19 protein-coding genes are annotated in these 25,359 nt (G+C 50.6%); 9 read left to right on the top strand and 10 right to left on the bottom strand.

Going from position 1 to position 25,359, the window contains the following annotated elements; genetic code table 11:
- Positions 1 to 2: 2 nt before the first annotated feature.
- On the bottom strand, positions 3 to 5,018 hold the full coding sequence (locus R2X38_RS09605; protein WP_317522009.1) for a 2-oxoacid:acceptor oxidoreductase family protein: 5,016 nt from the start codon (positions 5,016 to 5,018) through the stop codon (positions 3 to 5).
- A gap of 423 nt (positions 5,019 to 5,441) precedes the next feature.
- On the opposite strand from R2X38_RS09605, the gene yddG reads away from it, so the two are divergent.
- The 3 genes from yddG (at position 5,442) to R2X38_RS09590 (ending at position 8,308) form a co-directional block, all read left to right on the top strand.
- Positions 5,442 to 6,329: an aromatic amino acid DMT transporter YddG gene (gene yddG / locus R2X38_RS09600; RefSeq protein WP_317522008.1), complete on the top strand. Its 888-nt coding sequence runs from the start codon at positions 5,442 to 5,444 to the stop codon at positions 6,327 to 6,329.
- Between the two features lie 208 nt (positions 6,330 to 6,537).
- Positions 6,538 to 7,296 carry an IclR family transcriptional regulator gene (locus R2X38_RS09595; protein WP_411185019.1) on the top strand — a complete coding sequence of 253 codons (759 nt, stop codon included), beginning with the start codon at positions 6,538 to 6,540 and terminating at the stop codon, positions 7,294 to 7,296.
- Between the two features lie 19 nt (positions 7,297 to 7,315).
- Positions 7,316 to 8,308 (top strand): arginase family protein, encoded by a 993-nt coding sequence (locus tag R2X38_RS09590; protein WP_317522007.1) that lies wholly within the window; start codon positions 7,316 to 7,318, stop codon positions 8,306 to 8,308.
- A gap of 4 nt (positions 8,309 to 8,312) precedes the next feature.
- On the opposite strand, the gene R2X38_RS09585 is transcribed toward R2X38_RS09590, so the two are convergent.
- Entirely contained in the window at positions 8,313 to 9,182 is an 870-nt protein-coding gene (locus R2X38_RS09585; protein ID WP_317522006.1) for a polysaccharide lyase family 7 protein, read from the bottom strand.
- Positions 9,183 to 9,423: 241 nt separating this feature from the next.
- On the opposite strand from R2X38_RS09585, the gene R2X38_RS09580 reads away from it, so the two are divergent.
- From R2X38_RS09580 to R2X38_RS09565, 4 genes are all read left to right on the top strand, one after another.
- Entirely contained in the window at positions 9,424 to 10,089 is a 666-nt protein-coding gene (locus R2X38_RS09580; RefSeq protein ID WP_411184928.1) for a DUF1007 family protein, read from the top strand.
- Between the two features lie 74 nt (positions 10,090 to 10,163).
- The gene (locus tag R2X38_RS09575; RefSeq protein WP_317522254.1) at positions 10,164 to 11,132 is read left to right on the top strand and encodes a nickel/cobalt transporter; all 969 of its coding nucleotides are present in this window, start codon (positions 10,164 to 10,166) and stop codon (positions 11,130 to 11,132) included.
- 341 nt (positions 11,133 to 11,473) lie between these two features.
- Positions 11,474 to 12,070 carry an MliC family protein gene (locus R2X38_RS09570; RefSeq protein ID WP_317522004.1) on the top strand — a complete coding sequence of 199 codons (597 nt, stop codon included), beginning with the start codon at positions 11,474 to 11,476 and terminating at the stop codon, positions 12,068 to 12,070.
- Between the two features lie 25 nt (positions 12,071 to 12,095).
- Entirely contained in the window at positions 12,096 to 12,806 is a 711-nt protein-coding gene (locus tag R2X38_RS09565; protein WP_317522003.1) for a DUF3157 family protein, read from the top strand.
- A 30-nt stretch (positions 12,807 to 12,836) separates the two neighbouring features.
- Here the strand turns inward: R2X38_RS09565 and R2X38_RS09560 are convergent, their stop codons facing one another.
- The 4 genes from R2X38_RS09560 to R2X38_RS09545 form a co-directional block, all read right to left on the bottom strand.
- Positions 12,837 to 13,067 carry a hypothetical protein gene (locus R2X38_RS09560; RefSeq protein ID WP_317522002.1) on the bottom strand — a complete coding sequence of 77 codons (231 nt, stop codon included), beginning with the start codon at positions 13,065 to 13,067 and terminating at the stop codon, positions 12,837 to 12,839.
- A 250-nt stretch (positions 13,068 to 13,317) separates the two neighbouring features.
- Positions 13,318 to 14,718, bottom strand: a complete 1,401-nt coding sequence (locus R2X38_RS09555) for a nucleobase:cation symporter-2 family protein (RefSeq protein WP_317522001.1) — start codon at positions 14,716 to 14,718, stop codon at positions 13,318 to 13,320.
- Between the two features lie 76 nt (positions 14,719 to 14,794).
- Positions 14,795 to 15,283 carry a (2Fe-2S)-binding protein gene (locus R2X38_RS09550; RefSeq protein ID WP_317522000.1) on the bottom strand — a complete coding sequence of 163 codons (489 nt, stop codon included), beginning with the start codon at positions 15,281 to 15,283 and terminating at the stop codon, positions 14,795 to 14,797.
- Positions 15,280 to 18,522, bottom strand: coding sequence for a molybdopterin cofactor-binding domain-containing protein (locus R2X38_RS09545; protein ID WP_317521999.1), 3,243 nt, complete (start codon positions 18,520 to 18,522; stop codon positions 15,280 to 15,282). Before R2X38_RS09545 ends, R2X38_RS09550 begins: the two co-directional genes overlap by 4 nt.
- Positions 18,523 to 19,078: 556 nt before the next feature.
- Here R2X38_RS09545 and R2X38_RS09540 point away from each other — a divergent pair.
- Positions 19,079 to 20,452 (top strand): 8-oxoguanine deaminase, encoded by a 1,374-nt coding sequence (locus R2X38_RS09540; protein ID WP_317521998.1) that lies wholly within the window; start codon positions 19,079 to 19,081, stop codon positions 20,450 to 20,452.
- A 134-nt stretch (positions 20,453 to 20,586) separates the two neighbouring features.
- Here R2X38_RS09540 and R2X38_RS09535 read toward each other — a convergent pair whose 3' ends face one another.
- The 4 genes from R2X38_RS09535 to yqeC all read right to left on the bottom strand — a co-directional run bounded on the left by R2X38_RS09535 (position 20,587) and on the right by yqeC (position 24,364).
- Positions 20,587 to 21,135: a rhodanese-like domain-containing protein gene (locus tag R2X38_RS09535; RefSeq protein ID WP_317521997.1), complete on the bottom strand. Its 549-nt coding sequence runs from the start codon at positions 21,133 to 21,135 to the stop codon at positions 20,587 to 20,589.
- 36 nt (positions 21,136 to 21,171) lie between these two features.
- Entirely contained in the window at positions 21,172 to 21,618 is a 447-nt protein-coding gene (locus tag R2X38_RS09530) for a MauE/DoxX family redox-associated membrane protein (RefSeq protein ID WP_317521996.1), read from the bottom strand.
- Positions 21,619 to 21,797: 179 nt separating this feature from the next.
- On the bottom strand, positions 21,798 to 23,396 hold the full coding sequence (yqeB, locus tag R2X38_RS09525) for a selenium-dependent molybdenum cofactor biosynthesis protein YqeB (RefSeq protein WP_317521995.1): 1,599 nt from the start codon (positions 23,394 to 23,396) through the stop codon (positions 21,798 to 21,800).
- A 44-nt stretch (positions 23,397 to 23,440) separates the two neighbouring features.
- A complete protein-coding gene (yqeC, locus tag R2X38_RS09520) occupies positions 23,441 to 24,364 on the bottom strand; it encodes a selenium cofactor biosynthesis protein YqeC (protein ID WP_317521994.1) in 924 nt (307 codons plus the stop codon).
- A 39-nt stretch (positions 24,365 to 24,403) separates the two neighbouring features.
- Between yqeC and mocA the strand changes: the two genes are divergently transcribed.
- A complete protein-coding gene (gene mocA, locus R2X38_RS09515; protein WP_317521993.1) occupies positions 24,404 to 24,994 on the top strand; it encodes a molybdenum cofactor cytidylyltransferase in 591 nt (196 codons plus the stop codon).
- Positions 24,995 to 25,359 lie beyond the last annotated feature (365 nt).

Genomic DNA, 25,359 nt, shown 5'->3' with positions numbered 1-25,359 from the left:
GACTACACCTCCACCGATGCAGGCGCGTTGAAGTGGATGATTTCTGCATCACACTCATCAGCAATGCGCGAGGCACGCTTGATCAGCTCGTCGCTAAGTTCGACAGTTTCCAGTGCATTAGGGATCACCTGGCTGATGACCTTGGCTTCACCGTTTTCAACAATGGTGGTTTTCTCGAACAGCTCGCTCAATTGCTGATAGCAGGTTTTGCAGTCTGTACACTGGCCTTTTTCGTCCTCGTTGATAGCGACGAGCGGCAAGTTTCCTTGATTGCTAGTAGAAGCCTGCGGGGCAGTTGAACTGCTATCTATCTGGGTGACCGGGATGCTATTGGTCACATTGGGCGAAGCAGCCATGGCCAATTCAGCCAAGCCGTTGGCGATGGTTTCGATAGTTTGCTCGTTGCTGTCCATCGCGGTGTGGTAACGCTGTTTCCACTCATCGATCTGACGCTGGTATTGCTGGTCGATGTTGGTGATGTGCTGGCCGCTCAGGTACTGCAGCATATGCCAGTTGCGTAACCGCTCTTCGGTCAGGGCGACAATCGAGCTGGAGACACTTAGCCTGATCAGGTGCTGCTGTTTATCGGTTGCCCAAATGAACGGTACCTTGCCATTGCGTTCATCGGCAGTCATTGCCACAAACTCAGCTATCTCAACCGCGTGCTGCTCGTCAGATACTGGGTTGAAGTGTTTCTTGAAACGTCCTTCATAGAGTGAGAAATCAGCCGGAGTAAATGGCACTTGTTTCAACTGGGTCATACCGTCGTTGTCGATGTAGCTAATGGTATGGGTTGCCCAGTCATGCTGCAGCTCGGGGTTGCCTTCGATAGAGAAGCGCTCGGACAAGGTCTTGCCTTTGCGTGGGTCGTGGACAAACACTGGGCTCATGCGGCTTTCGACAGCTAGGCGAGAGTGGCGGGTGCTGGCGTCATCGGCAATACCGTGCTCACCCATGCATGGGGTGTAGACATCAAACAGTGCAGGGGCGTCTTGATAGTTGAGGTATTCCATCAAGTTAGCCATGAAATGGCCCTGTAGGGCGGTAGAGGTTTGCACCACCATCACTTTCGGGTGGAAGGTCGCGATGATACCCAGCTCTTTGCGCGATTCCTGCTTACCACTGTGAGCACTGCCGAAGCGGCTGAGGTCGGAGTCCTGCGCGGTAAAGCTAGCAGTGGATGCCTGGCCACCGGTGTTGGAGTAGCTACCGGTATTGAGCACGAAGACCTTAATAGGCGTACTGGTCGATAGCAAACGGGACAGGGCACCAAAGCCGATATCATAGGTCGCGCCGTCACCGCCGATACTGAATACGGTCGGTAAGAGGCCGAGCTCTTGATCTGACAAGTGGCTCCATTCTAGGTAGCGAAGCTGGCGGTCATGGACCTCTGCATCGTACATATCTTCTAGCTCTAGCTTGGCAGTACGTAGTGCCTTGAACTGCTCTAACTGGTTGGCCGCTTCCCCTTCAAACAAGCCTTTGGCAACCGCTGGGGTATCTTGGAACAAGCTGTTCACCCATGGGTCATTGTATGGGTTAGCCGGGAAGGTCGAAGCGTAAACACTACTACAACCTGTGGCGTTGGCGATCAGAGCATCGGATGGCCCATTGCCGGTTGGTCCATATTCGAAGTGGTACAGGCGTTTTTCCAGCACTTGGAGAGTACGGGCAATACGCTCGGCACGGATTTGTTCTGCATCGATAGCCGCCAATGATTGGTGCTTGTCTTCCAGCTTCTCAATCATGTCTTCAAGGCTGGCGATGTGCGATTGGTAGCGTTGTTGCTGCAAAGCACGGTTGATAGAGGTAACCAGACGCAACGCGGTGACCTCGCCACAACCACGACACGCACCGTGGCCTGAACTCATGGCATAGTAGTTACTGCGATCAAGCAATAGGCGCTTGGACTCGTTGGCATCGGTGACGCCTTGTTGCAGGAAGCGGGCTGGGGTATTCGGCATCTCTGCCAAGGTATGGAACAGCTCGTGCATCTGCTGGTTCATTTCGGTGGTCTGGCGGACTTTCTGTAGCGCGTTCGGGCCACAAACATCCACACATTCCATACACCCACTACACTTGCTCGGGTCGATAGCAACTGAGAATAAACCGCCGCTGCCCGGAACCGCCTTTTCCATCGCATCGAAGAAAGGCTTGGTACGGCTGACTGGCAAAGATTCCAGTGCGACACAAATTCCAGCAATCTGCTGGCTCACACCCTGCTCGTCGAAGGACATGGTATCGACCACTTTGGCAACCACTTGGTGCAGCGGCAGTGATTCGTTCTTCGGCGCGGTGCGGTAGTACTGGCGAACTGCATCCAAAATCGGCGGCATTTTCGCCTTCAGGCCATCACGCTGTGCTGGCGGGATATTGAGTTTGTCGATAGCGACATAAAGGATATCGTGTAGCTCATGCACCGCATTCGGGATCGCACCGTCAGGACAGGCAATGGTACATTCCATACAGCCGGTGCATTTATCGGCGTCGAACTTAGGTGCATTGAGCCTGAATAGGCCTTTATCTTTAGTGATCGCGCTCGCTGGTGGCATGAACATGCCCGAACCTGGAATAACCGGCGCCTCGCCAATCGAGCCATCGGCGTAATGCTTACCGGCGATATTGCTGAAGTAGGATGGGTCGAACAGGCCACAGCTGGCTTGTTTTTGCTTCGGTGCTTCGGCTTTGGTTGTTGCCGCTGCAGCAATATCAGCATCTTCGAACTCTGCGTAGCAAACCTGCTTGGTCGCATGGATCCCTTCGCGGATCACCGCCATGTTACTGGCAACGACTTTCTCGCCTTTGGCGCCGAACTTCTTGGCGATTTGCTGGGTGATACGCTCAAGCATCAAGGCCTCGTCAGCCCCATGGGTGACCTGGGTCGCGTGGCCGCAAAGTGCGCCGATAAAGGCGATACCCATCATCCTGATTTCAAGATCCGCCGATGGCGCTTGCTCACGGGCGACCTTGAAGGCATCGACAATGTAGAAGTTGATGTTGTTTTCACGGATGTACTGGCGGGCGCTGGCTGGAATTTCCTGCCATACCTGCTCAGGCTCGTGGTGGGTTTGCAAAATGAATGTACCGTTAGGGGTCAAGCCTGCCAGTGGGTTGGTGTGCATGAACACCTTGTGGTCTGGCGACAGGACGATTTCAACTTGCTGTAGTTCGGCGTTGGTGATCTTGATTGGCTCTGGCGACAGAGTAATAAAGAAGTTGGTCGGTGCACCACTTTTCTCCGAGCCGTATTTCGGCATAGATTTCGAGTGCAGCCCCAATGCGCCGGACAAGATATCAGTTAGCAGTTTACCGGTGGCAATAGTGCCGTAACCACCTACCGAGTGGAAACGAACCCGCAGTGCAGATTCTGGCAGCAGGTTAGGGTTTTCGCCGGTTTCCAGTGCCATTAGCTCGGTATCTGGGTAGGCGGCACGCAGGCGGTCTTGGATTTCTTTCAGCTCACCTGTGGCTTTAGCATCGAAGAACTGGCTGCCGAGGTAGAAGAACGGCTTGGTATTTTCTTCGCGCATATTGTCGAACGCGGCAATCAAGTGCTTAGGCTGCAGGTCATGGCCACCAAGCCCGAAAATACCGGTGCTGATGGTTGGAATATGCTGCAGGGCAGGGATCCCTTTATGCCTTGGGCTCTGAACGTTTTCTTGTGCCTTGAACAAGGCGCGGGAGAGTCGGGCCGTCAAGCGGGTTTCATCACAGCGCTCAAGCACGGTTACCGCCATTTTACCGGCAAGTTTCTCGACGATTTGTGCTTCAGGGAATGGATGAAGTTGCTTGATAGAAATGACGCCGACTTTTTGGCCCTGTTTGCGCAAGTGGGCGGCAACGGCTTCAGCATCATCAGTGACTGAGCCTAGGCCAACAATGACATAGTTTGCATCGTCGCATATGAAGTCCATAACTGGCTCGTAGAACCGACCGGTCAGTTCGCCATATTCCTTCATCGCTTGCTCGATAAACATCGGCACGTCATTTTGGAAGTGGCTGCGATGGTCGACAATACCTGCCTGGTAATCTGGCTGGTTCTGCACCCCGCCGGTCAAGCCTGGGTTATGGGTATCCATGAGGGCTGGTACGCGCTGGCGGGTATCTTTCTCGTAAGCGTTGAGCCATGCACGCTGCCATTTCTTGTGCAGGCCATCAGGCAAGAAGGCATTTGTTGATTCAATGAACTGGCCTTCGCCATCTTTCTCAATCGCTTCGCTGTTGCTGGTAATATAGCCTTTCAGGTCATTTAGCTTTTCAGGCCAGAACTGGTCTTGGAATTTATCGATGAATTGATTGAGCTGCCAAACCCGCCCTTTGGCACCGTAAAGCATACGCTGTGCTTCGGTTGGTGCAGGGATGCGGTCAGTTGGGTCGCCAAGGTATTGCTTGAGCAATTCTGGCTCTGGCAACTTCACTTCACTCTGGATGTGGCTGGTGGCAAAGCCGTCCATGGTATTGGCAACCGGGATCAGCGATTGTGCACTAACACGGTATGAAATCGCCGCAAGGTCTGCCGCTTCCTGTGCGTTGCTGGCAAATAGGGTGGTGTAGCCAGCAGAAAGCAGGGCGTATACATCATCATGCCCGGCCATGACATTCAGTGAATGGCGCGAGACAGATCGAGCCGCCACGTGAAGCACAAAACCTGCGGCTTTCTTACCTACGGTGACGTAATGAGATTCCAAGCCATATAAGATCCCCTGGCTAGAGGAGGCATTTGAGATATATTTCCCGCCGGTCAGAGCCGCGCCGAGTGCACCACTTTGTGCTGAGTGTTCGCCTTCGGGTTCGAAGAAGAAGGGGTGCTGTCCCCATACATTGCAACCGCCTTGCGCCCTGAATGCTTCGTATAATTCTGAGATTTCGGTCGAAGGGGTAATGGGGTATCCAATGACACCGCCACAAACGTAATCCATGACATGCGCGACGGCACCATTTCCATGTATTACGGTTGATTGGCCTGGGTAAGTTGGTGTGCCCTGGGACGTAGTGCTCCTTTGTGTCAGTGTAGACATACGACATAGCTCCTTGGTATGTGATTATTATTCAGTCGACTTCCTAAGGGTCGATTCTTTTTACTTCCTCACCAAAATACTTCCCGGCTTATGCGCCGTTTTTTGCACCTTATCAACCAGAGCATTTTGGTGAAAAATCACATAAAACAAGTGATAGCTCTTGATTTGACCAACTGATGCTATATGTACACAAGTGACCTCTAGCTATTTATTTCAACGAATTGAAGACACTTGGGTATACATCCCAAATGCTACACTAGTTGCATTTGCAGCATTGCTCAGGCGGTCACAAATTAAGCACAAAAACCACAGTTTCTATATGTGTTTATGCTAAGTGAGAATCGATAACAAAATAGGCTAACCGTCAGTGGCAAAAGCTTGATAACCTAGCCGCTTTCTATGTTTAGTTGTGGCGGTTCTTCTTTGTTTTCTCAGCATAAATATACCCTGGCGGGATGTGTCGCTATCCTGCTGTGGAGCACTATCGTTGCTTTTATCAGAAACGTTGCCGAGCAGTTGGGCCCGGTAGGCGGCGCGGCAATGATTTATACCCTGAGCTCGGTGTTGCTGGTGGTGGTTGTCGGTGCGCCTAGGCTTAGCCGTTTTTCCCCTCGCTATTTGCTTATCGGTGGCGGGTTGTTCGTCAGCTACGAGATGTGCTTGGCCTTGGCGTTGGGGATGGCCAACGACAGGGTACAGACGGTTGAAATGAGCGTGATTAACTACCTCTGGCCTGCATTGACTGTCATGCTGGCGGTGGTTGTGAGCCGACAAAAAGTGAGCAGGCTGCTATATCCCGCCATGGCGATGGCTTTTTTGGGCGTGGCATGGACGGTGAGCGGTGAACAAGGATTATCACTAACTCGGCTTGCTGCTAATGTGGCAACCAACCCGGTCAGTTATACCCTGGCATTCAGCGGCGCTTTCATTTGGGCTGTCTACTGCAATATTACCAAGCGCTTGGCCAATGGCCAGAATGCGATTGCTTGGTTTTTCATTGCTACGGCAATAGCCCTATGGGTGAAATTCTTCCTCACCGAACAACCTCCGATGGTTTGGAGCAGTGAAGCCGTGTTGAACTTGGCTCTGGCTGCCATTGCGATGGCGGGAGGTTACGGGTTATGGAATATCGCCATTATCGGCGGCAATATGGTGCTGCTCGCGACACTGTCTTATTTCACGCCAATTCTATCGGCTTTTTTCTCTGCCCTGATTTTCGGGATCAGTTTAGGGGCCTCTTTCTGGCAAGGTGTGGTGATGGTAACGCTGGCTTCGCTGAGTTGCTGGTATTTGACTCGGAAGAAGACTTAACAGAAAAGCGTATATAGCTTTTGAAAGCGCCGCCCATAAGGTCGGCGCTTTTTTGTTGTCATCATAAAATTATCAAATTGTGGGAATGAAGGGTTTCTATATCATAGTAATTATCACATTGTGAGAATGCTGGTTGAACCGCAATGAGTGATGCGCATAAATAGAGGGGTCGGCGCGATGGGAGCTACCGAGCGTGTCGCCTAACCAGATGAAACCGACAGGAAATGCTTTGAAATCAGATAAATATAAATTGAATGCCAATGAAAAGATGTTGCAGGTACTGATGCATATTGCGTCAGCTAATGAACCTGTTACAGCACAGGCATTGAGTGAACAGACAGGCATGCCGCAAAGTAGTGTTTATCGCTATTTGGTAATCCTCAAAAACTGGAACCTGATTGAGGAAAGCCCGAGACAAAGCTGTTACAGCATAGGTCCGGCGGCACTCCAACTGCTACGTAACTTCCAGCAGTTTTCACCGCTTTCAAGCGGGGTACACCAGGTTCTCAAACGGGTCCAGCAGCAAACGGGCGAAATGGCCGCCTACTTGGTACCGGTTGGCTTTCGCGCCCTGTGTACTGCCCGGGTGGACAGCCCCCATGCATTACGCTGTGCATATGAGGAAGGCCAGAGCCAGCCGTTGATCCGCGGTGCATCGGCCAAAGTGATTCTGGCCCATCTTCCCGAGCAGAGGATCATGGCCACGCTGCACCATTTCGGGATCAGTGACCCGGATGATATTAGCCATTGGTTACAAGATTTGGCGCAGATAAAAAAAGACGGGTATGCCATCAGTACCTCGGAGTATGACGTTGGCGTCTCGGGGGTGAGTGCCCCGGTATTTACCGGCAACAAAATTGTCGGGGCGGTGAGTGTGATGGCACCGCAAGAGCGGGTTCAGAAAAGTAAGAACGCGATTATTTTCTCAGTCCTTCAGGCGGCGAGGGTATTGCCACCGGACTTGTAATTCCCCATAAGGAGCAATCATGCTGGATGTAAAACGTTGGTTTCCATTTTCCTTCCTAGGTCACCCCGTCAATACGCATCCCAGGGCCATGATTGAGCCTTATGCTGAACAGCGCAAAGCCGGGGCGGTGATCCTCGGGCTGGCCAGTGACTTGAGCTTGAGTGACTACGACATTTACACCGGTGCCAAAGAAGGGCCGGATGCCATTAGGCAGATGTTAACGAGAACCCCATATTCAGGCGCTTTGCCTATTTATGATGCGGGGGTTATCGAAGCGCAAAGCTATTTCGGCGTGAAGGAAGATGAGTTCGATACCATGCGATCTACCCAGTACGCCAAGCTGTGCAGCATGCTTAAGCTTGGGCACTTGCCAGTGATGCTAGGTGGTGGCCATGAGGTCGCTATCGGGAGTTATCAGGCTCTGTCAGATACCGTTAATCAAGCGGGTAATGATCGTTCGGGTGAAGAGAGCCATATCCTGCCTTTCCTGGAAGGTAACCGGATCGGCATCATCAATATCGATGCGAACTTCCAGTTGCGGCGCTCCTTGGCAGTCAAGGCCGGCTCTGCATTCCATAGTGTCGCGGCATTTTGCCATGCCAACAACCGAACTTTCCGCTATCTCGGGCTGGGTATGTGTGATCACATCAATTCGCAGGCTACCTTGGCTTACGCCAGTGAGCTGGGAGCACAATGGCTGCTCGATAGTGAAATGAAGATGAAAAACCGCAAGCGGATCCAGGCGGTGGTGGCCAAGTATCTTGAGCAAGTTGACCATATCCACCTGAGTATCGACTTATCGGTGTTTTCATCGGCAATTGCCGGGGGAGTGAGTTTATCGCGGGTATTTGGTGTCAATTTAGCGGTGGTTGAGATGGTGATCAGTCAAGCAATGGCGAGCAACAAAGTGAGGCTGGTGGATATTGCGGGTCTGAATCCTGAGTATGACTACCAGAATCAAACGGCGCGATTGGCTGTTTCGCTGCTACACCATGTGCTTAAATCGCGATGAGTACTTATTGGTAACGCTCGTGAGATACGTCAATTCTGTAAAACGTCGCTTTTACATAGTCTTTGGCAAGGCCGGTACTATTTTGGTTATAGACACCGGCTTTGAAGTACATGTATTGGCCGCCTTGGTCATATCCGCTTTTTGACATATCAATCGTTTTATTGATATCTGGTTTACCGTTTCTAATAATAGTCGTGCTAAGTTGATTACCGACCACTTCAATGCGATATGAGAAGCGCTCATTTAGCTCGATACCATCTTCAGGCTCAGCAACTGAACTGGACTTGCCACCAATCATTTCATACCACTGCTCATCACCGGATAATGGCTCGTGAGCAAAATATATTGAGCCTTTGTTATGATGTGGCAGTTTGCGATAGTAAAGGCGGATAGGTTCATCGTCATTGGCGTGTATCTGCCCAATAATTACACGCCCAACCTGATTTTTCTCACCAGTCGTGGTTACATGGTTTACCGAAAGATCGGCTTCGAGAACTCCGTCAATACCGCCTGCTGCTTGTTGGTCAGCCTCTGGCGCAGTAGAAAACACCCAGTTATTCGCAGTTACGCCTTTGGTGCGAATTTTTGTATTGCCACGCCGCAGCATTTCACGTAATTCTGAACGGGTATATTTGGTGTTTTCAGATGTTTTGGGCCCTGAAATAGGAGCGAGAAAAATCAGGTCACCCTCTGCACTTTTCTCAAAAAACGGCGAAATCTGAAAACCGTCGGCTAACTGATTTTCCAATATGTTGTCAGAACGACCTTCTCCTGTTGTATCGATAGGGACACTCAGTGTCCATTGCTGAAGATCGGTTGCAGCGAAGCTGCTGCTCGCGATTAAACTAAGGGTTAGTAACACTATTTTTCGCATAAAATATAATAAAAGTAATTAGTTAGGTAAGCATATTATCAATGGGCTAGGTTGGTTCATGTCAGAGGAGTGTCAATAATCATACAAGTAACTTACCACTCATTGAATGAGTCGAAATCCGGAATAGAAATAAATTGGTTGATATAGTGGTAGGTGTTATAACATAACATAACATTTATTCTCTACGATAACGCATTACACAAGGCTTTTGATGTTTTACCGCAAAAGGGCAAACAACCGAATGTTAACCGCAATGAAGCGGGCTGTACTCGGTCTCTCTTTACTGATTTCTCCGCTGTTTGCCACAGCACATCCACACTCCTGGATCGAGATGAAAACCTATGTCGATGGCAATGATGGCATGATCACCGGCTTTCGCATGGTTTGGTCTTTTGATCCTATGACCTCTGCTTACATGCTTGATGGCGAAGACACGTCGCCGGAGATGGAGCAGCAAACCTTCACCAAAGTGACCGCAATGGTGCTTGATAACATGTTGTCAGAGCACTACTTTACCTACTTCTATGACGGTGAAGAGCCAATCAAATACCAGCTAGCCCGCTACGGCAAGCTCACCCGAGACCGTGCGCGGTTAGTACTTACTTTCGAGCTGCCGCTTTCCAAGCCAAAGCCAGTGACCGAAGACTCACTCAAGTTATTGATTTTCGAACCAAGCTACTATGTAGATATGTCATGGCTATCCAAGGGGGATGTCATTTTGGCTGGCGATCTGGCTGATTACTGCGAGCTTGAGATGATTCAGCCTAACCCTACGCCAGAGCAGATGAGTTACGCCATGTCGCTGCCAGCTGATGCTGACCCTGACAATGCACTAGGCCAGCTATTTACCCAGTCTGTTCGCTTTCACTGTCAACCAAGTGAATCAAGTGAGGATGCCAAGGAATGACACAGCATAAACACAGCGAGCCATCGACTAGCGTGAAGGCCGCTTCCAACACTTTCCTGAGCCAGAAGTGGCTGATGTTGTCAGTGCTGGCGATAGCCTTGTTGTTTGGTGCCTACCAACTTTGGCTGGCATGGCCAAGCATGGTGTTGAAAAGCATCGAATGGCAGAGGGCAGTGAACAACCAATTGGCCGATTTGCTCTATGATGCCAAAGAGAACCCGTTGGTATCCGGGGGCTATCTAGCTGGTTTCAGCTTTTTGTACGGAACACTTCACGCCCTTGGTCCAGGCCATGGCAAAGTGATAGTAACGACTTACTTAGCGACCCAACCAACCAAGGTAAAAACAAGCCTGATGCTGACGCTGGTGTCGGCTATCTGCCAGGCATTGGTCGCTGTGGCTTTGGTGAGTGTACTGTTATGGGGCTTTAATGCATCAATGCGTGAAGTGAGCTCACAGGCAGTGAAGTTCATGACCATGAGTAGCGCGCTGGTCAGTGTACTGGGTGTGATGATCTGCTGGCGGGCAATTAAGCGTTTTCGCCAAAGTGTTGCCAAGCAGGAAAAAACGGCCTGTAGTTACCACCATGACCACCACCATCATCATCACGATCATGGTACCGAATGTGGTTGCGGGCATCGCCACATGGCCTCACCGGAAGAAGTCGACAATGCCAAGACACTGCGTGAGTACGTGGGTGTGATCATGAGTATTGGCCTGCGCCCGTGTACCGGTGCGATTATGGTGTTGCTATTCGCCAATATGGTAGGTCTTTACTGGATGGGGGTAGTCAGTGCGCTGGTGATGTCGTTGGGAACGGCGTTGACGACTTCTGCACTGGCTTTGTTGACGCTATCAGGCAAATGTATTGTTCATCGTTACCTGCAACAAGGGAATGGGCAATCCGGTGAGTCAGAGTCTAATACCGGTTTGTTATGGGCTGGATATAGTTTGCAACTGTTCGGTGGCGTTCTGTTGATTCTATTGGGCTTATTGCTTGCGAGTTCTCAGAGCACAGGTTTATCGCCTGTCTTATTGGGATAATAAGTTGGGTAATAATTTTGAATAAGTTGGCCCCACTCTTGTGGGGCCAGCCGCCTAGCCAGGTGACGTTATTATTATTCTTTCTGATATATCATTTCTGTGATTAATCTATTGTCGGCTCAGCCCTTTGGCTGGGCCGCTGTCGTTTTTGCGTCCGGCTCATACTATAGATTTGCAATAATGCGACAAGATACGTTATTGATAATTAATATTAATTAGTGTTGATAATATTTCTTTAGCTATTTTAGGCGCCAGGCTCAAAGATGAAAAAACACAACAAGGCTGGTGAGTTAATACTTTATTGAGCGCCTGTGGAGAACTACTTGCACTGTGGAGGCTTTGTGAACATACCGTATTGGAAAAAAATTTTTTTGATCTTGGGTGCGTCATGTCTACTGGTACCAATTAGTGTGGCCGGTGAACCCGCATTTGATTGTTCGAAAGCAGAGGGTGAGGTGGAGACCTTAATTTGCCAAGATGAAGAACTGGCTGCTTTGGACAAGCAAATGCAGCAAGTTTTCGATAAGGCTATCACACAGTTGCCAGCAGAAGACGTTAAGCTACAAAAGGCGATGCAACGAGGTTGGATTAAAGGACGCAATGATTGCTGGAAGGCCAGTGATGTTCGTGATTGTACCGAGTTTTCCTACAAAAGCCGGATTGTCGAATTGCAAATTATTAGTGGGCAGCTAGAGGTGCCTGACAGCATTTCTCTCGATTGTGGTGATAGTAGCAAGCCGTTTACGGCCGTTTTTTATAACCAAACCGATCCGGCAAGCTTGGTATTAACCCAAGGTAATGACCAGGTGATTGCTTTGGCTGAGCCAATGGCGAGTGGGATCAAATACATGGGACAGAATGTGGAATATAACGAGCACCAGGGAGAAATAACCATCAATTGGTTTGATAACACCTTCGAGTGCCAAGCAGGGAAATAGAGATTTAGTTTTAGGGGAAAGAGTTATGCGCTCAGCTCAGCAAGTCATAATCAAGGTGGCGATAGCCAGCCTTTTGTTTGGGTTTATCCAGTTTGTTCAAGCTGGCTCAATGATAGCGACTTTGCCTGACGGCCGGGAAGTTCTTCTGCTAGAAGACAACACATGGCGCTTTGTCACACCAGAGCCCGCAAGTAGTGCGCCGGTAAAGCCATCAGCAACACCAACCACCAGCGCAGGCGGGAATAACCTAGCAACAGGTACTACTGTGGTTACAAGCACTGAAATTGCAACGGATACAGCAGCTACAGCGGATAAAGTAAGTACAGCTGGGAGATCTACAGCGCCAGCGACTGCTTCAGGTGTTAAAGCTTCATCAACAAACGGTGATTTGGTCGCCCCGGATACCGGGCGACTGGTTGGCGAATACCAGCGCAGTGGGGTGGTAATGGTTGCTCAATCAGCAAGTTATCAAGATGGCAGATTGACGATTCCGGTGTTATTGCGAAACGAAGGGACAGATTCGGTGATCCTCGTTGAAGTGGCCACGATTTTACGCAATGACAAAGGGGAGGTGCTCAAGCGCGATAACCATGTGGTCTGGACGTCTATCAAGCGCATGCCTGAAACCTATTTCCGGCCGGGTACAGAGCGGGAAGGAAAGATCCTGACATTTACCGTGCCCAAGCAAGAGCATTACTTTCTAGAAACTGACATTACAACCGTTGAGCGCTGGTGAGTGACTCCACGGCCTACCTTAATGTTCGCTTTAGTTTAAGCTCGCTTTATTGATGTTGTGGTATTTGGTTAGCGCCAACTCGATGTGCACATTCTCCACTTCCAGCAAGGTATCCAATTGGCTAGGGTAATCGCTATTCTGGCTCTTCATGTACGCCGCTAGTAGTTTTACGTCATCAGGCCTTGGGCGATAACTCAAATTAGGAAATGTTTGGTAAATCGTCGTGATTGCCGCCTTGAGTGCATCCGCAGAACTTTTCATGTCTTTCTTATCAAGTTAATTCTTCGTTGTAGGGATTTTCCAAGAGATTCAAATCACTTGGCTAAATGAGCATGGGGATTGTAGGCAGGCTTTATGACAGGATGTTTTCAATACACCAATATAATGCAGTTTGTTTTATATTAAGGTGGATGGTTTGAGACTTTAAAGAAAGGCTCCCTATCAATGCGCTAGATATTGCACTGTTCGAGAGCCTATTGTTAACCAATTAACGTTAAAAGCAGGCTGTTAGCTACTTTGAGGCAGCAAGTTGTTCGGCACGGCGCGCTTTTGCAGCCACTAAACGTGCAGCGTGTTTATCCGGTTTGATTAAAATGCTTTTCGCTGTTATTTGGGCATTTTCGGTGCTTTTTTTACTCTTGGGAAGCAACTGGTTCAGTACGATAGTGGCCAAGGTGCCTGTGGTGATCCCTGAGTGGAAAACTGTTTTTAGCGAATCAGGAAAGTGCTGGAGCAAGTTTGGCTCGAGGGTGACGGCCATTCCTGATGCGAGCCCCACACAAACTACCAGTGCATTACGGCGTGAATCGGCGGCTTTTAGCAACATTCGGATCCCGGCATAGGCAATCATGCCGAACATGACGAAGCCGACGCCGCCAAGTACGGGTTTAGGAACGGTAACCGCCAATGCCGCCAGTTTGGGGAATAGGCCTCCCGCTACGAGCAAGCAGCCAGTCAGCGCGACCACATAGCGACTGGCGACACCACTGATCCCAACGATCCCGACATTCTGGCTAAAGCTCGCCACCGGCATGGCAGAGAACATGGCACCGAAGGTACTGCCAAGGCCGTCACCCAGCAAGCCGCGCTTGAGATCTTTCCCGGACACTTCGACATGGCAGTTGCTGCCCAGCGCCATGAAATCCCCGGTTGCCTCGGCAACCACCACGAGGTACACCAAGGTAATGCTAATAATCGCCGGGAGCGAGAAGGTCAGGCCGTATTTTAGGGGTTCGGGAGCCGCCACCCAGTTGGCTTCGTAGAGCTGGGTTAGGTCAACCATGCCAAGCGGAATTGCCATGACATACCCCGCGGCCAAGCCGATGACGATAGCCGAGGCGGCAATCGCGCCTCGGCAGAACACCGACACGCCGATGACGACAGCGAGAGAGGCCGCAGCCAGGAACACTTTGGGCAGTGAGGCAAAGCTGGGATCACCAGGAGGGGCGTCACCTATCCAGTTCATTGCGACAGGGAGGATAGTCAGGCCGATCAGGGTAACCACGACGCCGCTGACCAGATTGGGGAACAGCTTGCGGATCTGATCCATGTAAAAGCTGGCGAGGATGACAAAAAACGAGCCGACGAAAGCAGCCCCGAGGATGGTCGACATGCCTTCAGTCTTGCCGATGGCGATCAGGGCACCGAGAAAGGCAAAGCTGGATCCCATCACCACCGGCAGCCTGATCCCAACCGGGCCAACGCCGAGGCACTGGACGATGGTGGCAAGGCCAGAGACAAACAGGGAGGCGCTGATAAGGGTGACGATATCCGGCTCGGGCAGGCCAATCGCTCCACCGACAATCAAGGGTACCGCGACGATACCCCCGATGGAGGCCAGCATATGCTGCAGGGCGAGGAAGAAGGTGACCCCCTTGGGGGGCTTTTCGTTGACTTGATAGAGTAACTGCATTGTTCAATCCTTATGTACAAGTACGCGTAATCTTGGATAAAAAAGCTCCCCTGCGGATTAGGCAGGTGAGAAAGACTTACGGGGTGATGTCTTCAATGACAGCATTGATGGCATTCAGGATGGGTTGATAGCCCGTACAGCGGCACAGGTTGCCCTCCAGGGCATCTAACACCTGCTGTTGGCTTGGGCGTTGATACTTCTTCAGCAGGGCCCAGGTACTCATCAGGACGCCGGGTGTGCAAAAGCCACATTGTACTCCACCACGCTTGATAAAGGATTGCTGTAGTTTTTGGGCTAACGGATCATCCTTTAGCCCTTCGATGGTCACGATTTGGCTGTCTTGGCATTGGGCGGCCAAGATCATGCACGAACATACAGCCTCGCTATCCATCACAACGGTGCAGGCGCCACATTCGCCTACGGCACAGCCTTCTTTGGTTCCCGTTAGCCCGAGATCTTGGCGAAGCAAGTCAAGCAAGCGGGTGTTGCCTGTGACAGACAACTGGTAAGGGCGACCGTTAACGCAGAGTGACAATGGGATCAGGTTTTCAGCAAGCAGACTCATTGCACTTCTCCTTGTAGTGGCTGATGGGATTGCTGATATCGGATATCGTTCATAAGATCACGGAACATATTGAGGTAGACCGGCTGCTTGTAGGCGGCAGACCAACGGCCACCGATGGCCTCGTCGATCATCGCTTCGAGCACTTGGCAAGCTTTCTCGATGTTCTCGTTGTTTAGGGTGTGGCCGAGCAATATTTGCTCAACCGGTTTTAGCCTCTGCGGTTTGCTAAATAGCGCACCGTCCACCAAACGACAGTGGGTAATTTCTCCGTTGTCATCTCGCTCCATCAGGCAGCTGAGGCTCAAGCGAGTGATATTCAGTGCATTACGCCTGCCGAGCTGGCGGTATTGCTGGATACAGCCAGTTTTTGAGGAGGGTATTGGCAAAATCACTTTGGTCAGCAACTCGCCGGGCTGTAGCTCCGTTCGGTAGCCCCCGATGATGAACTCGCTGATCGGCAGTTCTCTCATCCCGGCCTTATTTTGCAGGACCACTTTGGCGTCGTAGATCACCAGTGGCGGAACGGAATCAGCACAGGGTGCGGCGTTGACGATATTGCCGCCGACGGTAGCCCGGTTGCGAATTTGGTGCGAGCCTATGGTATGGCACGCCTCGGCCAGCAAGGGGTAGAGCTGCTTGATGTCGGGGTGCTCGGTGAGGTGGTTGAAACACACCCCCGAACCGATGTGCCACTCTTGTCCACTGCGCTCTATCTGGCAAAGTTCTGGCAGTTTGGCAATGTTTACCAAGGTGCGTGGCTCGTTCTGCAACCTGCCTTGGACTATTACATCAGTACCGCCAGCCAAAGGCATGGCACTGCCGTCAGCAAGCAGTTCAAGTGCAGCACTTAATGACTTAGGGGTTTTCACCGAGAAGCCATTGAGCCTGTGGGTCTGCTTTTTCTCGGCTGACGCATGGAGCAACTCACTCTGGCGGGCAGGTTTTTTGAGGTTATAGCCCAGCACAACTTGCTCTAGGGAGAGCGGCAGTTGGCGATGGCGTGTGCCGGTAGCAAAGGCAACCGCATTGGTTATTGCCGCGGCGGCAAGCTCTGCGGCGGGTTCGCCGATACTCTTGGCACCAAAAGGCCCGCCATTGTCGACATTTTCCACCGCGTGGATAGACAGCGATGGAATATCTTTGATCGTTGGCAACAGGTAGCTGTCGAGGTTTTCCGATTTTACCTCGCCATGTTCGATGTTGTAGTCTTCCAGCATGCCAAGGCCGATCCCCTGGGCGATCCCGCCAGCGACTTGCCCTTCATAACCAATTTGGTTGATGACCTGACCGACATCGTGGACGGCAGTTATATCGAGAAGATCGATTTTTCCGGTACTGGTATCGACTTTCAGGTCGACGATTTGGCAGCCGTACACCCAGGTGAAATAGGGGGAGCCGGTACCTTTTTCTTCATCCCAGTGGATTGCCGGTTGGTCGAACCATCCGTAGGCTGCCAAGTTAACCCCGGCCCATTTGGTGGCATTGGCCGCTTTGGCAAAGCTGATGGATTTATCCGGTGCGTGGCGGTTACAAATTTCGCCATGAGCCCACAGGGTATCATCGAGGCTGGTGGCGCAGAGTTGTTCTTTGATCACCTCGAAAATACGCTGCTTGATTTGTTCGGCACCGTCTTTTACTGCGTTGCCACCGGTCACAGTAGCCCGTGAGGCGACAGTTGGGCCACCATCGGCAATCAAAGACGTTGGCGGTTCGACGAAGGTGACTTTGGTTACCGGTAGGCCGAGTACTTCGGCGGCGATGGTTGCCATGGTAGTTTGCAGCCCTTGGCCGTTCTCACACACACCGGTCGAGACATTGACGCTACCGTCGCTGTTGACGGTTACCAAGGCGCTCGAGGTATCGACCCCTTCAGCCCCCATCGAACATCCACGATAACTCAACGCCAAGCCGATACCGTATTTGATATGGCCGGGCTTGGCATTCAACTCGGCATAGTGCTCGCGCTTGGCCTGGAATTCACTGCGCTGGGTCGCCTTGTCTAGCACCTCAATCGCCGAGACATTGTGGTTATCAAATACCTGATTGGTAATACTCCGGCTGCCCTGACGCAGGGCGTTGCGCTCCCTGACCTGCACCGGGTCTAGCTCGCAGGCTGTGGCGATCTCATCCATCAAGGATTCATTGGCAAAGATAATTTGCGGTGAGCCGAACCCCCGCATCGCACCGGACATGCTGTTGTTGGTATAAACGCCTTTGATATCGACCCGAACGTGCTCGATATCATAGGGACCTGCTGCCTGAACCACCGAGCGCCATGTGACGAAAGGGGTACAGGCGGCATAGGCACCGGCATCAGCCAGAATATCGACCTTCATGCCTTGGATTTTACCGTCCTTGCTGACCCCGACCTTATAGTTCATATGGTAGGGGTGGCGTTTGGTACTCTCGATGATGGACTGCTCGCGGGTATAGGAAAACTTCACCGGTCGACCGGTGATAGAAGCGAGCAGTGCGGCACGGCAAGAGAGGTGGTCAATACCGTCATCTTTCCCACCGAATGAGCCGCCCATGACCGAACGTTTCACATTGACCTTGGCTTGGTCGATGCCCATGAAACTGGCAACAAAGCCGCGAACCCGGTGGGGGTTCTGAATCGAGCCGGTGATCACCAAGTCACGCGAGGTGGGATCGATAAAGGCAGTAACAGATTCCGGCTCAATATAGGCGTGCTCCTGAAAGCCGACCTGATACGTGTGTTCAAGTACGATATCGGCATTGGCAATGGCCTTTTCGGCGTCACCTTTTTCGGTATGGTGGCGGTTGACTATATTAGAGCCAGTTTCGGGGTGTATCAGTCGTGTACCGTCGGCCAGAGCGTCATGCACATTGCCGATAGGGGTAAATGGCTGGTAGTCGATTTTGATCTTATCGGCAGCCAGACATGCCGCTTCATAACTTTCCGCGGCAACGATAGCAACAACATCGCCGCTGTAGCGAACCATTTCATCACATATCGGGTTATAATCTCGAATGATAACCCCTGTTGTAGGGTCACCGGGGATATCTTTGAATGTGGCTATCCGTACTACGCCTTCGATGGCGTCAGCTTCAGATGTGTCTATGCCAAGGATTTTGCCCGCCGGAATATCGGTATAGCGACACACACCATACAGCATGCCGGGCATTGTAATATCATCTCCATATATGGCCGTACCGGTTACTTTGGCTTGGCCGTCTACGCGGGGTAGGCTGTGGCCTACGTGATTGAAACGCGTCATTAAACACTCCCTCTTACATTGGCGACGACGATCTACCAATGACAAACAATGTGCTAAATAAATTGCTGCATCGAGGATGACAAACTAGGAAATTACGCGAAATTGATAGTGAATTAGCGATATTTCATAGTGACTTCGACCCAGCTATAAAGGCATTAATCAGGCCACAAAAAAGCGCATGTCTAATTTGTCAGGCAAAAGTGTGAACTCAAGGGGGAAAGTTTGTCGTGTTAGTGAGCAACTTGTTGCTTGCTGAGAGGGGCATCAAAAAACAAATTTCTTTATTGTGTTGATAAACAAGACTTATTTTCATTTATTTGCCAGAGGTATCAATTTGATAGTCTCAATTTGGTAATGAGAGTTGCCCCGGCCGAGTTTGATACCTTGAGAATATTGCTTCATCAGTAGTTTGGAGGCGTTTCGTGGAGTTGGTAACGTCTTTGCACAGTCTTTGCATGGGCGCTAGCGGTAAAATAAAAACGGCTTTGTGTTCAATAACAAATTAAAGAAAGTCCTTCTCCCCTGAAATGGTTGCGAAGGCTAAGGAAAACTATGGATGGAAACAACGTGGATTAAAGATCCTCTCGCAATTTTTACCGCCACCATGAAAGATAATGGTGCAGCGCAAAGCGTTCAGGGCGGTATCGTTATTCAAGGTAGCCGTATTCTTGAAACCCTCGCCCGAGGTGAGCGGCCCTCCGTGCCGATAGATGTCATTGTTGATGCCAGCCAGCATGTTGTCACCCCAGGGCTTATCAATGCCCACCATCACTTTTATCAAACCCTGACTCGTGCTTACCCCGAAGCGCTCAACAAAGAGTTGTTCCACTGGCTCAAAAGCCTCTACCCGGTCTGGGCTGGGCTGGATGAGGAAATGATGCGGGTGGCAACTGAGCTGGCTTTGGTTGAGATGATGATGTCAGGCTGTACCACCGCCTCAGACCATCATTACCTATTGCCACACGGGCTGGAAAAGGCCATCGATATTCAGGTTGATGCAGCGCAGCAACTAGGCATCCGAGCGATACTCACCCGTGGTTCGATGAGCCTAGGAGAAGAGCAAGGAGGCTTGCCACCGCAACATACCATTCAGCATGAAGACGCGATTATCGATGATAGCCTGCGTCTGATCCGTGAATACCATCAAGCGGATGACGGTGCCATGGTGCAGATTGCACTGGCTCCTTGCTCGCCATTCTCGGTGACGACCGAGTTGATGAAAGAGACTGCCCTGGTAGCCCGACAACATGGGGTGATGCTGCATACCCACTTATGCGAAACCAAGGATGAAGAGCAGTTCTGCCTTAAGCGGTTTGGATACCGTCCGGTAGATTACCTCGAAGAAGTCGGTTGGCTTCATGAGCGGACTTGGCTGGCCCACGGTATTCACTTCAATGACGAGGAAATACGTCGGCTGGGGCAGGCACAAGTGGGGATCTGCCACTGCCCAACATCGAATATGATGCTGGCCTCGGGGATTTGCCGTAACAAAGAGCTTGAAGCCGCCGGAGCCAAAGTCGGGATCGGTGTCGATGGCTCAGCGTCCAATGACGGTTCCAATATGATTGCCGAAGTACGCATGGCCATGTACCTGCAGCGATTGCGCTATGGCTCTGCCGAGGTGACACACTTTGATGCTCTGCGCTGGGCAACCGCAGGTTCGGCGGCCGCGATGGGGCGCAATGATATCGGTAAGATTAAAGCGGGCATGCAGGCTGATATCGCGATGTTCAAGCTCGATGATATTCGCTTCTCTGGCAGCCATGACCCATTAGCCGCCTTGTTGCTTTGTGGCGCTCAGCAGGCCGATAGGGTAATGGTTGCTGGTAAGTGGCGGGTAGTGGATGGCCGGGTACAAGGAGTCGATCTGGATGATTTGATGGCACGCCATAGTGCGGCGGCTAAACGCTTGGCAATGAAGGCTCGCTAAGCAGTTAATCCGCTAAAAAGAGCTTCGCAAGAAAATAACATTGAGCTTGAAATGAAAAGGCTGAATCCCAATCAGGATTCAGCCTTGTTGTTTTGCTGTTACTGAGTTTTAGTTAGCTGCTCTAGTGAAAAGATCTAAAGTGAACTGGTTTTAAACCCCGCACCTTTCCAGGCAAAGATACCGCCCGGGTAGCGGTAGACGTTGGTGTAACCCAGTTTCACCGCCCAAGCGGCTGCGTTATGGCTACGGCCGCATTTCACGAACCCGCAGTAGAAGACCAGGGTTTTATCTTTGTCTTCGCCGAGAAGTTGGGTGAAGTCATCGATAGATTGCTGGTCGGTTAAGGCAGCGTCCCATTCAGGCATATCCGGGATAGGGAACTCGAACTGTTTGGCACTAGGAATATGTTCTTTTTTGTAGCTGTCTTTGAACGGCATCGCGTCGACAATCATCACATCGCTATCTTGCTCGATCATTGTCTTGAGCCCGTTGGTGTCGATAAGCTGGTAACCGCCGGCTAGGGTATCGTTATGGAGCTTGATCGCGACTTGCTCGGTTTCGACCTCGGCTTTGAACTTGCCGCCGAACAGGGCGGCATTGGCACTGAACGGCAGGATTAACAAAGCACTGGCAAGAATAAATAGGTTAAGCCAAAAACTACGTCCGGCTTTGTTTAGTATCATGATCGTATCCTTATGAAAAATTCGCTATAACGCCTATCACACGGCCGGTGTGACTGGGCGGTGGTTAGCCAAGTTGTTGAAGTAATAAAGCGCGGCTGAAACGAGAAGCACCAGCAGCATGATGAGAAACTGAGGCTCTAACGTGCTGTAGACGTCTGATTGTACCGAGCCTGGCAGGTAGCAGCCGCAATCAAAGTGCAAGCCTTGATAAAGGGCCAGTCCCGACAGGGCAATATGGATACCGAAGCCTGCAACAACAGGAAGTAGGGTGGTAATGCCTAAGTAAGCCGTGAGGGCACTGATACCTAGCGCCAATGGGATGGCGAACGCAATCGGCTCGACATACATGGCTGGGACGATGCCGGTATCGGTAAGCAGTAAACCGGTGTGTTCAGGTAAGAAGAACCCTTTGACAGTAAGTGCTGCGGCGCACATCAGTACAAAGGAGGTAACAAAATGATGGAAATAGCCTCTAGTTTTCATAATTTGATCTCTTCCTGTCGTAATACCCAGCCTGTTGATTAGCCTCATCAGCAGCGAATGCCGGTGAGGGAAATCTGGGCTGGTAAATTTGTCTGGCTTGAATCCCTCAAGCCAGACTGTAACTGTCCCGCCACCGCTTTCGAATTACCCTATTAGAAGCGGTTGAAGGAAGCCTGGGGTTAGCTCACTCTGTGTTGCTCCAGGTGTAACATGGCTTCCAGCACACTACCGCCTATCGCCCGGGCCTTGTCAGACACCGTGGTGTAGTCCGCTTCCTCACCGCGTGGGTCGATATCGCCAATCTTGAAGCCTTCTCGAACGGTGAGGCCGTTGTTCAGTAATCCGCGTACCATACCGCCAAGAGGTGCAACCACAGGGCTATCACCGATGTGGGCAATTACATCCCCTTCAGCGACAATGTCGCCCAGTTTGACGTGGCTGTGCATGACGCCGGCGCATGGGGCACGCAGTACCCGCTGGTGGGTATAGCCGGCAATATTGCCCGGTACCCCGGTGTTTGGTTGCGTCGCCCCTTGGTAGATGACTCGGCCCAGACGGTGACCACGGTTGGTTTCGATCACCGCATCGCAGTCTTTGCCTGCGGTAAAACCAGGACCGAGGGCAATAGTGACCGGTGCCATGTCTTTCTGGGTGCCGACATTGTGCTTGGCCAAAATGGCATCGACGAGGAAGGTTGGCTTCAGCGTGCTGGCATAACTACAATCTTCATCGACCACAACCGGGATCTGATTGCGGTCGATAATGTCGAACACCTCGTCTTTGTTGTTGGCTTTGCAGGCGGTGATCCCTTCCACTTCAACGGGTTCGCCATACAGGCACTGGCCGAACGATACGCTGCAGCGGATCATGGTGGGCTTGGCAATATCCGTCATAACGACTTTGTAGCCGGCATTGAACAGGCGGACAGCAACACCGGTGGCCATATCCCCAGCACCACGAACCAGTACCAGTTTGTTCTGGTTAAGGCGGGTATCGTCTTTCATCTGGCCGCCAGCCGATTCATGTTTTACCTTGAGGATCTCCGCCATGATACTGATAGCGATTTCTTCAGGGGTCTCGGCGCCAATATTAAAGCCGATTGGAGAATGGATATTCTGGATCCTTACCTCATCCACCCCGCTTTGACGCAGGTGGGTAAACAGAGTTTGTACTTTGCGGCGACTGGCCATCAGGCCGGTATAACGGGTTTCGCAATCGACGACCTTGGAAATAGCATCCTGATCTTGGTGATTGGTGGCAATCACTACATAGCTGTCTTTGTTGATATCAAGCTGGTCAATGGCTGCTTCCATGGTATCGCCGAGCAGGCGTTTGGTACCCAATGGGAAGTATTCTTCGGCTAGGCTATCGGCATACGCATCGGCTACCGAAATATCGAAACCCAGTACATGGGCTGCCTGGGCAACGGCGCGGTTGACGTGTCCAGCACCGATGAGGATCAGGCTGGGGCGTAGGCCATAAACATCGACAAACACCGTCATTGCGCCGCCGCAGTCCATGCCCATGGCATCCGGGCCGTTGCGGGTCATCCGGCCTTTGACGACACGGGGTTTTCTTTCTTGCAGGGCTTCCAAGGCTTGTTCGATAACATACCGTTCGATCATGCCGCCACCCACGGTACCGATGATGCTGCCATCTGCCTTGACGATCATCTGGCCTGAATGGCGCGGGGCCGAGCCGCGGGTTTCGATTATATTGGCAAGGGCAAAAGGGACGTTCTCTTGTTCTAGTTGGGCTGCCTTGGCAAAGATATTCATGTTCTATGACCTCTGTACTGACGAAGCCAGGTAGCTGCTATGATTCAGTGGCATGACTCAGTGGCATTAGCTACTTGTTCCTTCAAAATGACTTTTTTGATTGGTGTTTCCGACTGCATTTCTGCCAACCAAACCGCATCTAGCTGTGGGCTGTTAACCAGCACCTCTTCCGCTATCTGACTCACTGCGTGGGTATCATTGGCTTTATCCATTTTGTTTATCAGCCAAACCTGTTTTGCTGTCCTTGGGGTTGATTTGAATAACCCCAGCGGGTGAGAAATCAGCGGTTTTAATACGTCGGCGTCAAGCACATCACCGGGTTGGCACTGCGTAAGGGCTGAAAAAGCCGGCCAGCGGTGGATGCGTTCGGGAATCGCCTTGTGGTTGATAGCCTCTGCGCCGGTGACACCAATCACCATATCCGAGTAACTCGGAATGCAAGGCTCATGCCCGTGAGGGGCTTTTATTGGTAATGAACGCGAGCCGTCGCCTTCAATAATAAAAACTGTGAAGGGGAAGTCACTTTCGAGTTTTTTTATCTCTTTTTCAGATAAGCCAGATACTTTCAATCGGGTGGTTTTCAAATGGTCAGTTAATAACGATTTGTAGCAAAAAGTGATTGTGGGATCATAAAAACAAAAAGCATCTTGTGTTAAAGCATCATTACGTACTTTTATTCTTTTTTTATTTTCTTTTTTATTGCAGTACATGGCATCTAGGGGAAGAATATAGTCAGCCTGATCTGCATCGGGTAAATACATTTTTGTAGTGGTAGTGAGACAGACCGCATGGCCCCATTGCTTGAATTTTCTCGCTAACCAAAAAGCGGCTGACGTTTTTCCTCCACCACCGACTAGAGTAATAAACAACGGGTTAGTTTCAGCAGTTAAATGGTATTGGTATAACTCAGACAGGATAAACTGGTCTGGAGTTTGCTCTATTAATCGTGTCTGTGGGTTATTAACCATACGACCACCATAATTATCAATAAAGGAGTATGTTCAGTGATGGATAAATCGTTACGTCCCGAACGCTTAGACTGCGTAATCCCTGCCGCAGGCTTGTCTTCAAGGATGGGGGACTGGAAACTCATGCTACCTTACCAGCAGTACACAATCCTTGATGCAAGTATCGAAAATGCGCTCTCATTTTGCCGCCGGGTAATTTTGGTGGTTGGTTATCGTGGTGCAGAACTTATTGAAAAATATAAAAATGATCCAAGAGTGAAGATAGTGGTCAACGAAGATTATCATGCGGGAATGTTCAGCTCTATCCAGCAGGGTGTCCGGCATGTAGAAAGCGATTTTTTCTTCATTATCCATGGAGACATGCCTTGTGTTCCGCCGCATATTTTCCGTGAGGTATGGTTTGAAAGGGGCGGTTGCACCGTCTTCCCCGGCACTGCTGTAAGGCCCGGGCATCCGGTGTTGATCCCCTGCCGACTGAAGAATATGGTGCTCAATGCCAATCTTCATTCGTCGATGAAGAAGATTATTTTTCGCTATCCGGTGAAATATTTGGGGTTGGATTGCGAAGAAATTTATTTAGATGTCGACACACCACAAGCTTATGAAGAGTTGTGTGCAGTGTCACAATAGTGCTATCAACTTGATAGTTGATAATAGGATTATTATCAATCTGATATCGAGATTGCATTTATCTCACATTTTTCATTTTATTTTTATCAGGTGTTTATTTTCTCATGGCAGGTAATACCTATCATAATAGTTGATATCAAACTGATAGCTCTTTATTAATATGATAGCAATTCCACCCTAATCAATAATCATCCTCATTTGAGGTGTTTTATTGTTTGATGAATTCTTTTTGTTAACAGCTATTTTCTTGTTTTAAATAAACGCGGCTATTTGTCAGCGGTCACAAAATGCAGTGAACTTTCGACTTTGCTCACGAAATTCATTAATAAATCGCCCGGTTTTGATGGCGCTGAAAAAGTTTGGCT

Source organism: Photobacterium rosenbergii, from assembly GCF_033022775.1.
Classification (GTDB): domain Bacteria; phylum Pseudomonadota; class Gammaproteobacteria; order Enterobacterales; family Vibrionaceae; genus Photobacterium; species Photobacterium rosenbergii_A.
This window is presented reverse-complemented; position numbering and strand designations above follow the sequence as displayed.

Coding starts and splice junctions, on each gene's coding strand:
- R2X38_RS09560 (WP_317522002.1), bottom strand. CDS start 13,067: ATGAAAAGTTCTGCGGATGCACTCAAGGCGGCAATCACGACGATTTAC.
- R2X38_RS09575 (WP_317522254.1), top strand. CDS start 10,164: ATGTTGTCAGTGCTGGCGATAGCCTTGTTGTTTGGTGCCTACCAACTT.
- R2X38_RS09565 (WP_317522003.1), top strand. CDS start 12,096: ATGCGCTCAGCTCAGCAAGTCATAATCAAGGTGGCGATAGCCAGCCTT.
- R2X38_RS09530 (WP_317521996.1), bottom strand. CDS start 21,618: ATGAAAACTAGAGGCTATTTCCATCATTTTGTTACCTCCTTTGTACTG.
- R2X38_RS09545 (WP_317521999.1), bottom strand. CDS start 18,522: ATGACGCGTTTCAATCACGTAGGCCACAGCCTACCCCGCGTAGACGGC.
- R2X38_RS09605 (WP_317522009.1), bottom strand. CDS start 5,018: ATGTCTACACTGACACAAAGGAGCACTACGTCCCAGGGCACACCAACT.
- R2X38_RS09585 (WP_317522006.1), bottom strand. CDS start 9,182: ATGCGAAAAATAGTGTTACTAACCCTTAGTTTAATCGCGAGCAGCAGC.
- R2X38_RS09540 (WP_317521998.1), top strand. CDS start 19,079: ATGGAAACAACGTGGATTAAAGATCCTCTCGCAATTTTTACCGCCACC.
- R2X38_RS09590 (WP_317522007.1), top strand. CDS start 7,316: ATGCTGGATGTAAAACGTTGGTTTCCATTTTCCTTCCTAGGTCACCCC.
- R2X38_RS09535 (WP_317521997.1), bottom strand. CDS start 21,135: ATGATACTAAACAAAGCCGGACGTAGTTTTTGGCTTAACCTATTTATT.
- mocA (WP_317521993.1), top strand. CDS start 24,404: ATGGATAAATCGTTACGTCCCGAACGCTTAGACTGCGTAATCCCTGCC.
- R2X38_RS09580 (WP_411184928.1), top strand. CDS start 9,424: ATGTTAACCGCAATGAAGCGGGCTGTACTCGGTCTCTCTTTACTGATT.
- yqeB (WP_317521995.1), bottom strand. CDS start 23,396: ATGAATATCTTTGCCAAGGCAGCCCAACTAGAACAAGAGAACGTCCCT.
- R2X38_RS09595 (WP_411185019.1), top strand. CDS start 6,538: ATGAAACCGACAGGAAATGCTTTGAAATCAGATAAATATAAATTGAAT.
- R2X38_RS09550 (WP_317522000.1), bottom strand. CDS start 15,283: ATGAGTCTGCTTGCTGAAAACCTGATCCCATTGTCACTCTGCGTTAAC.
- R2X38_RS09555 (WP_317522001.1), bottom strand. CDS start 14,718: ATGCAGTTACTCTATCAAGTCAACGAAAAGCCCCCCAAGGGGGTCACC.
- yqeC (WP_317521994.1), bottom strand. CDS start 24,364: ATGGTTAATAACCCACAGACACGATTAATAGAGCAAACTCCAGACCAG.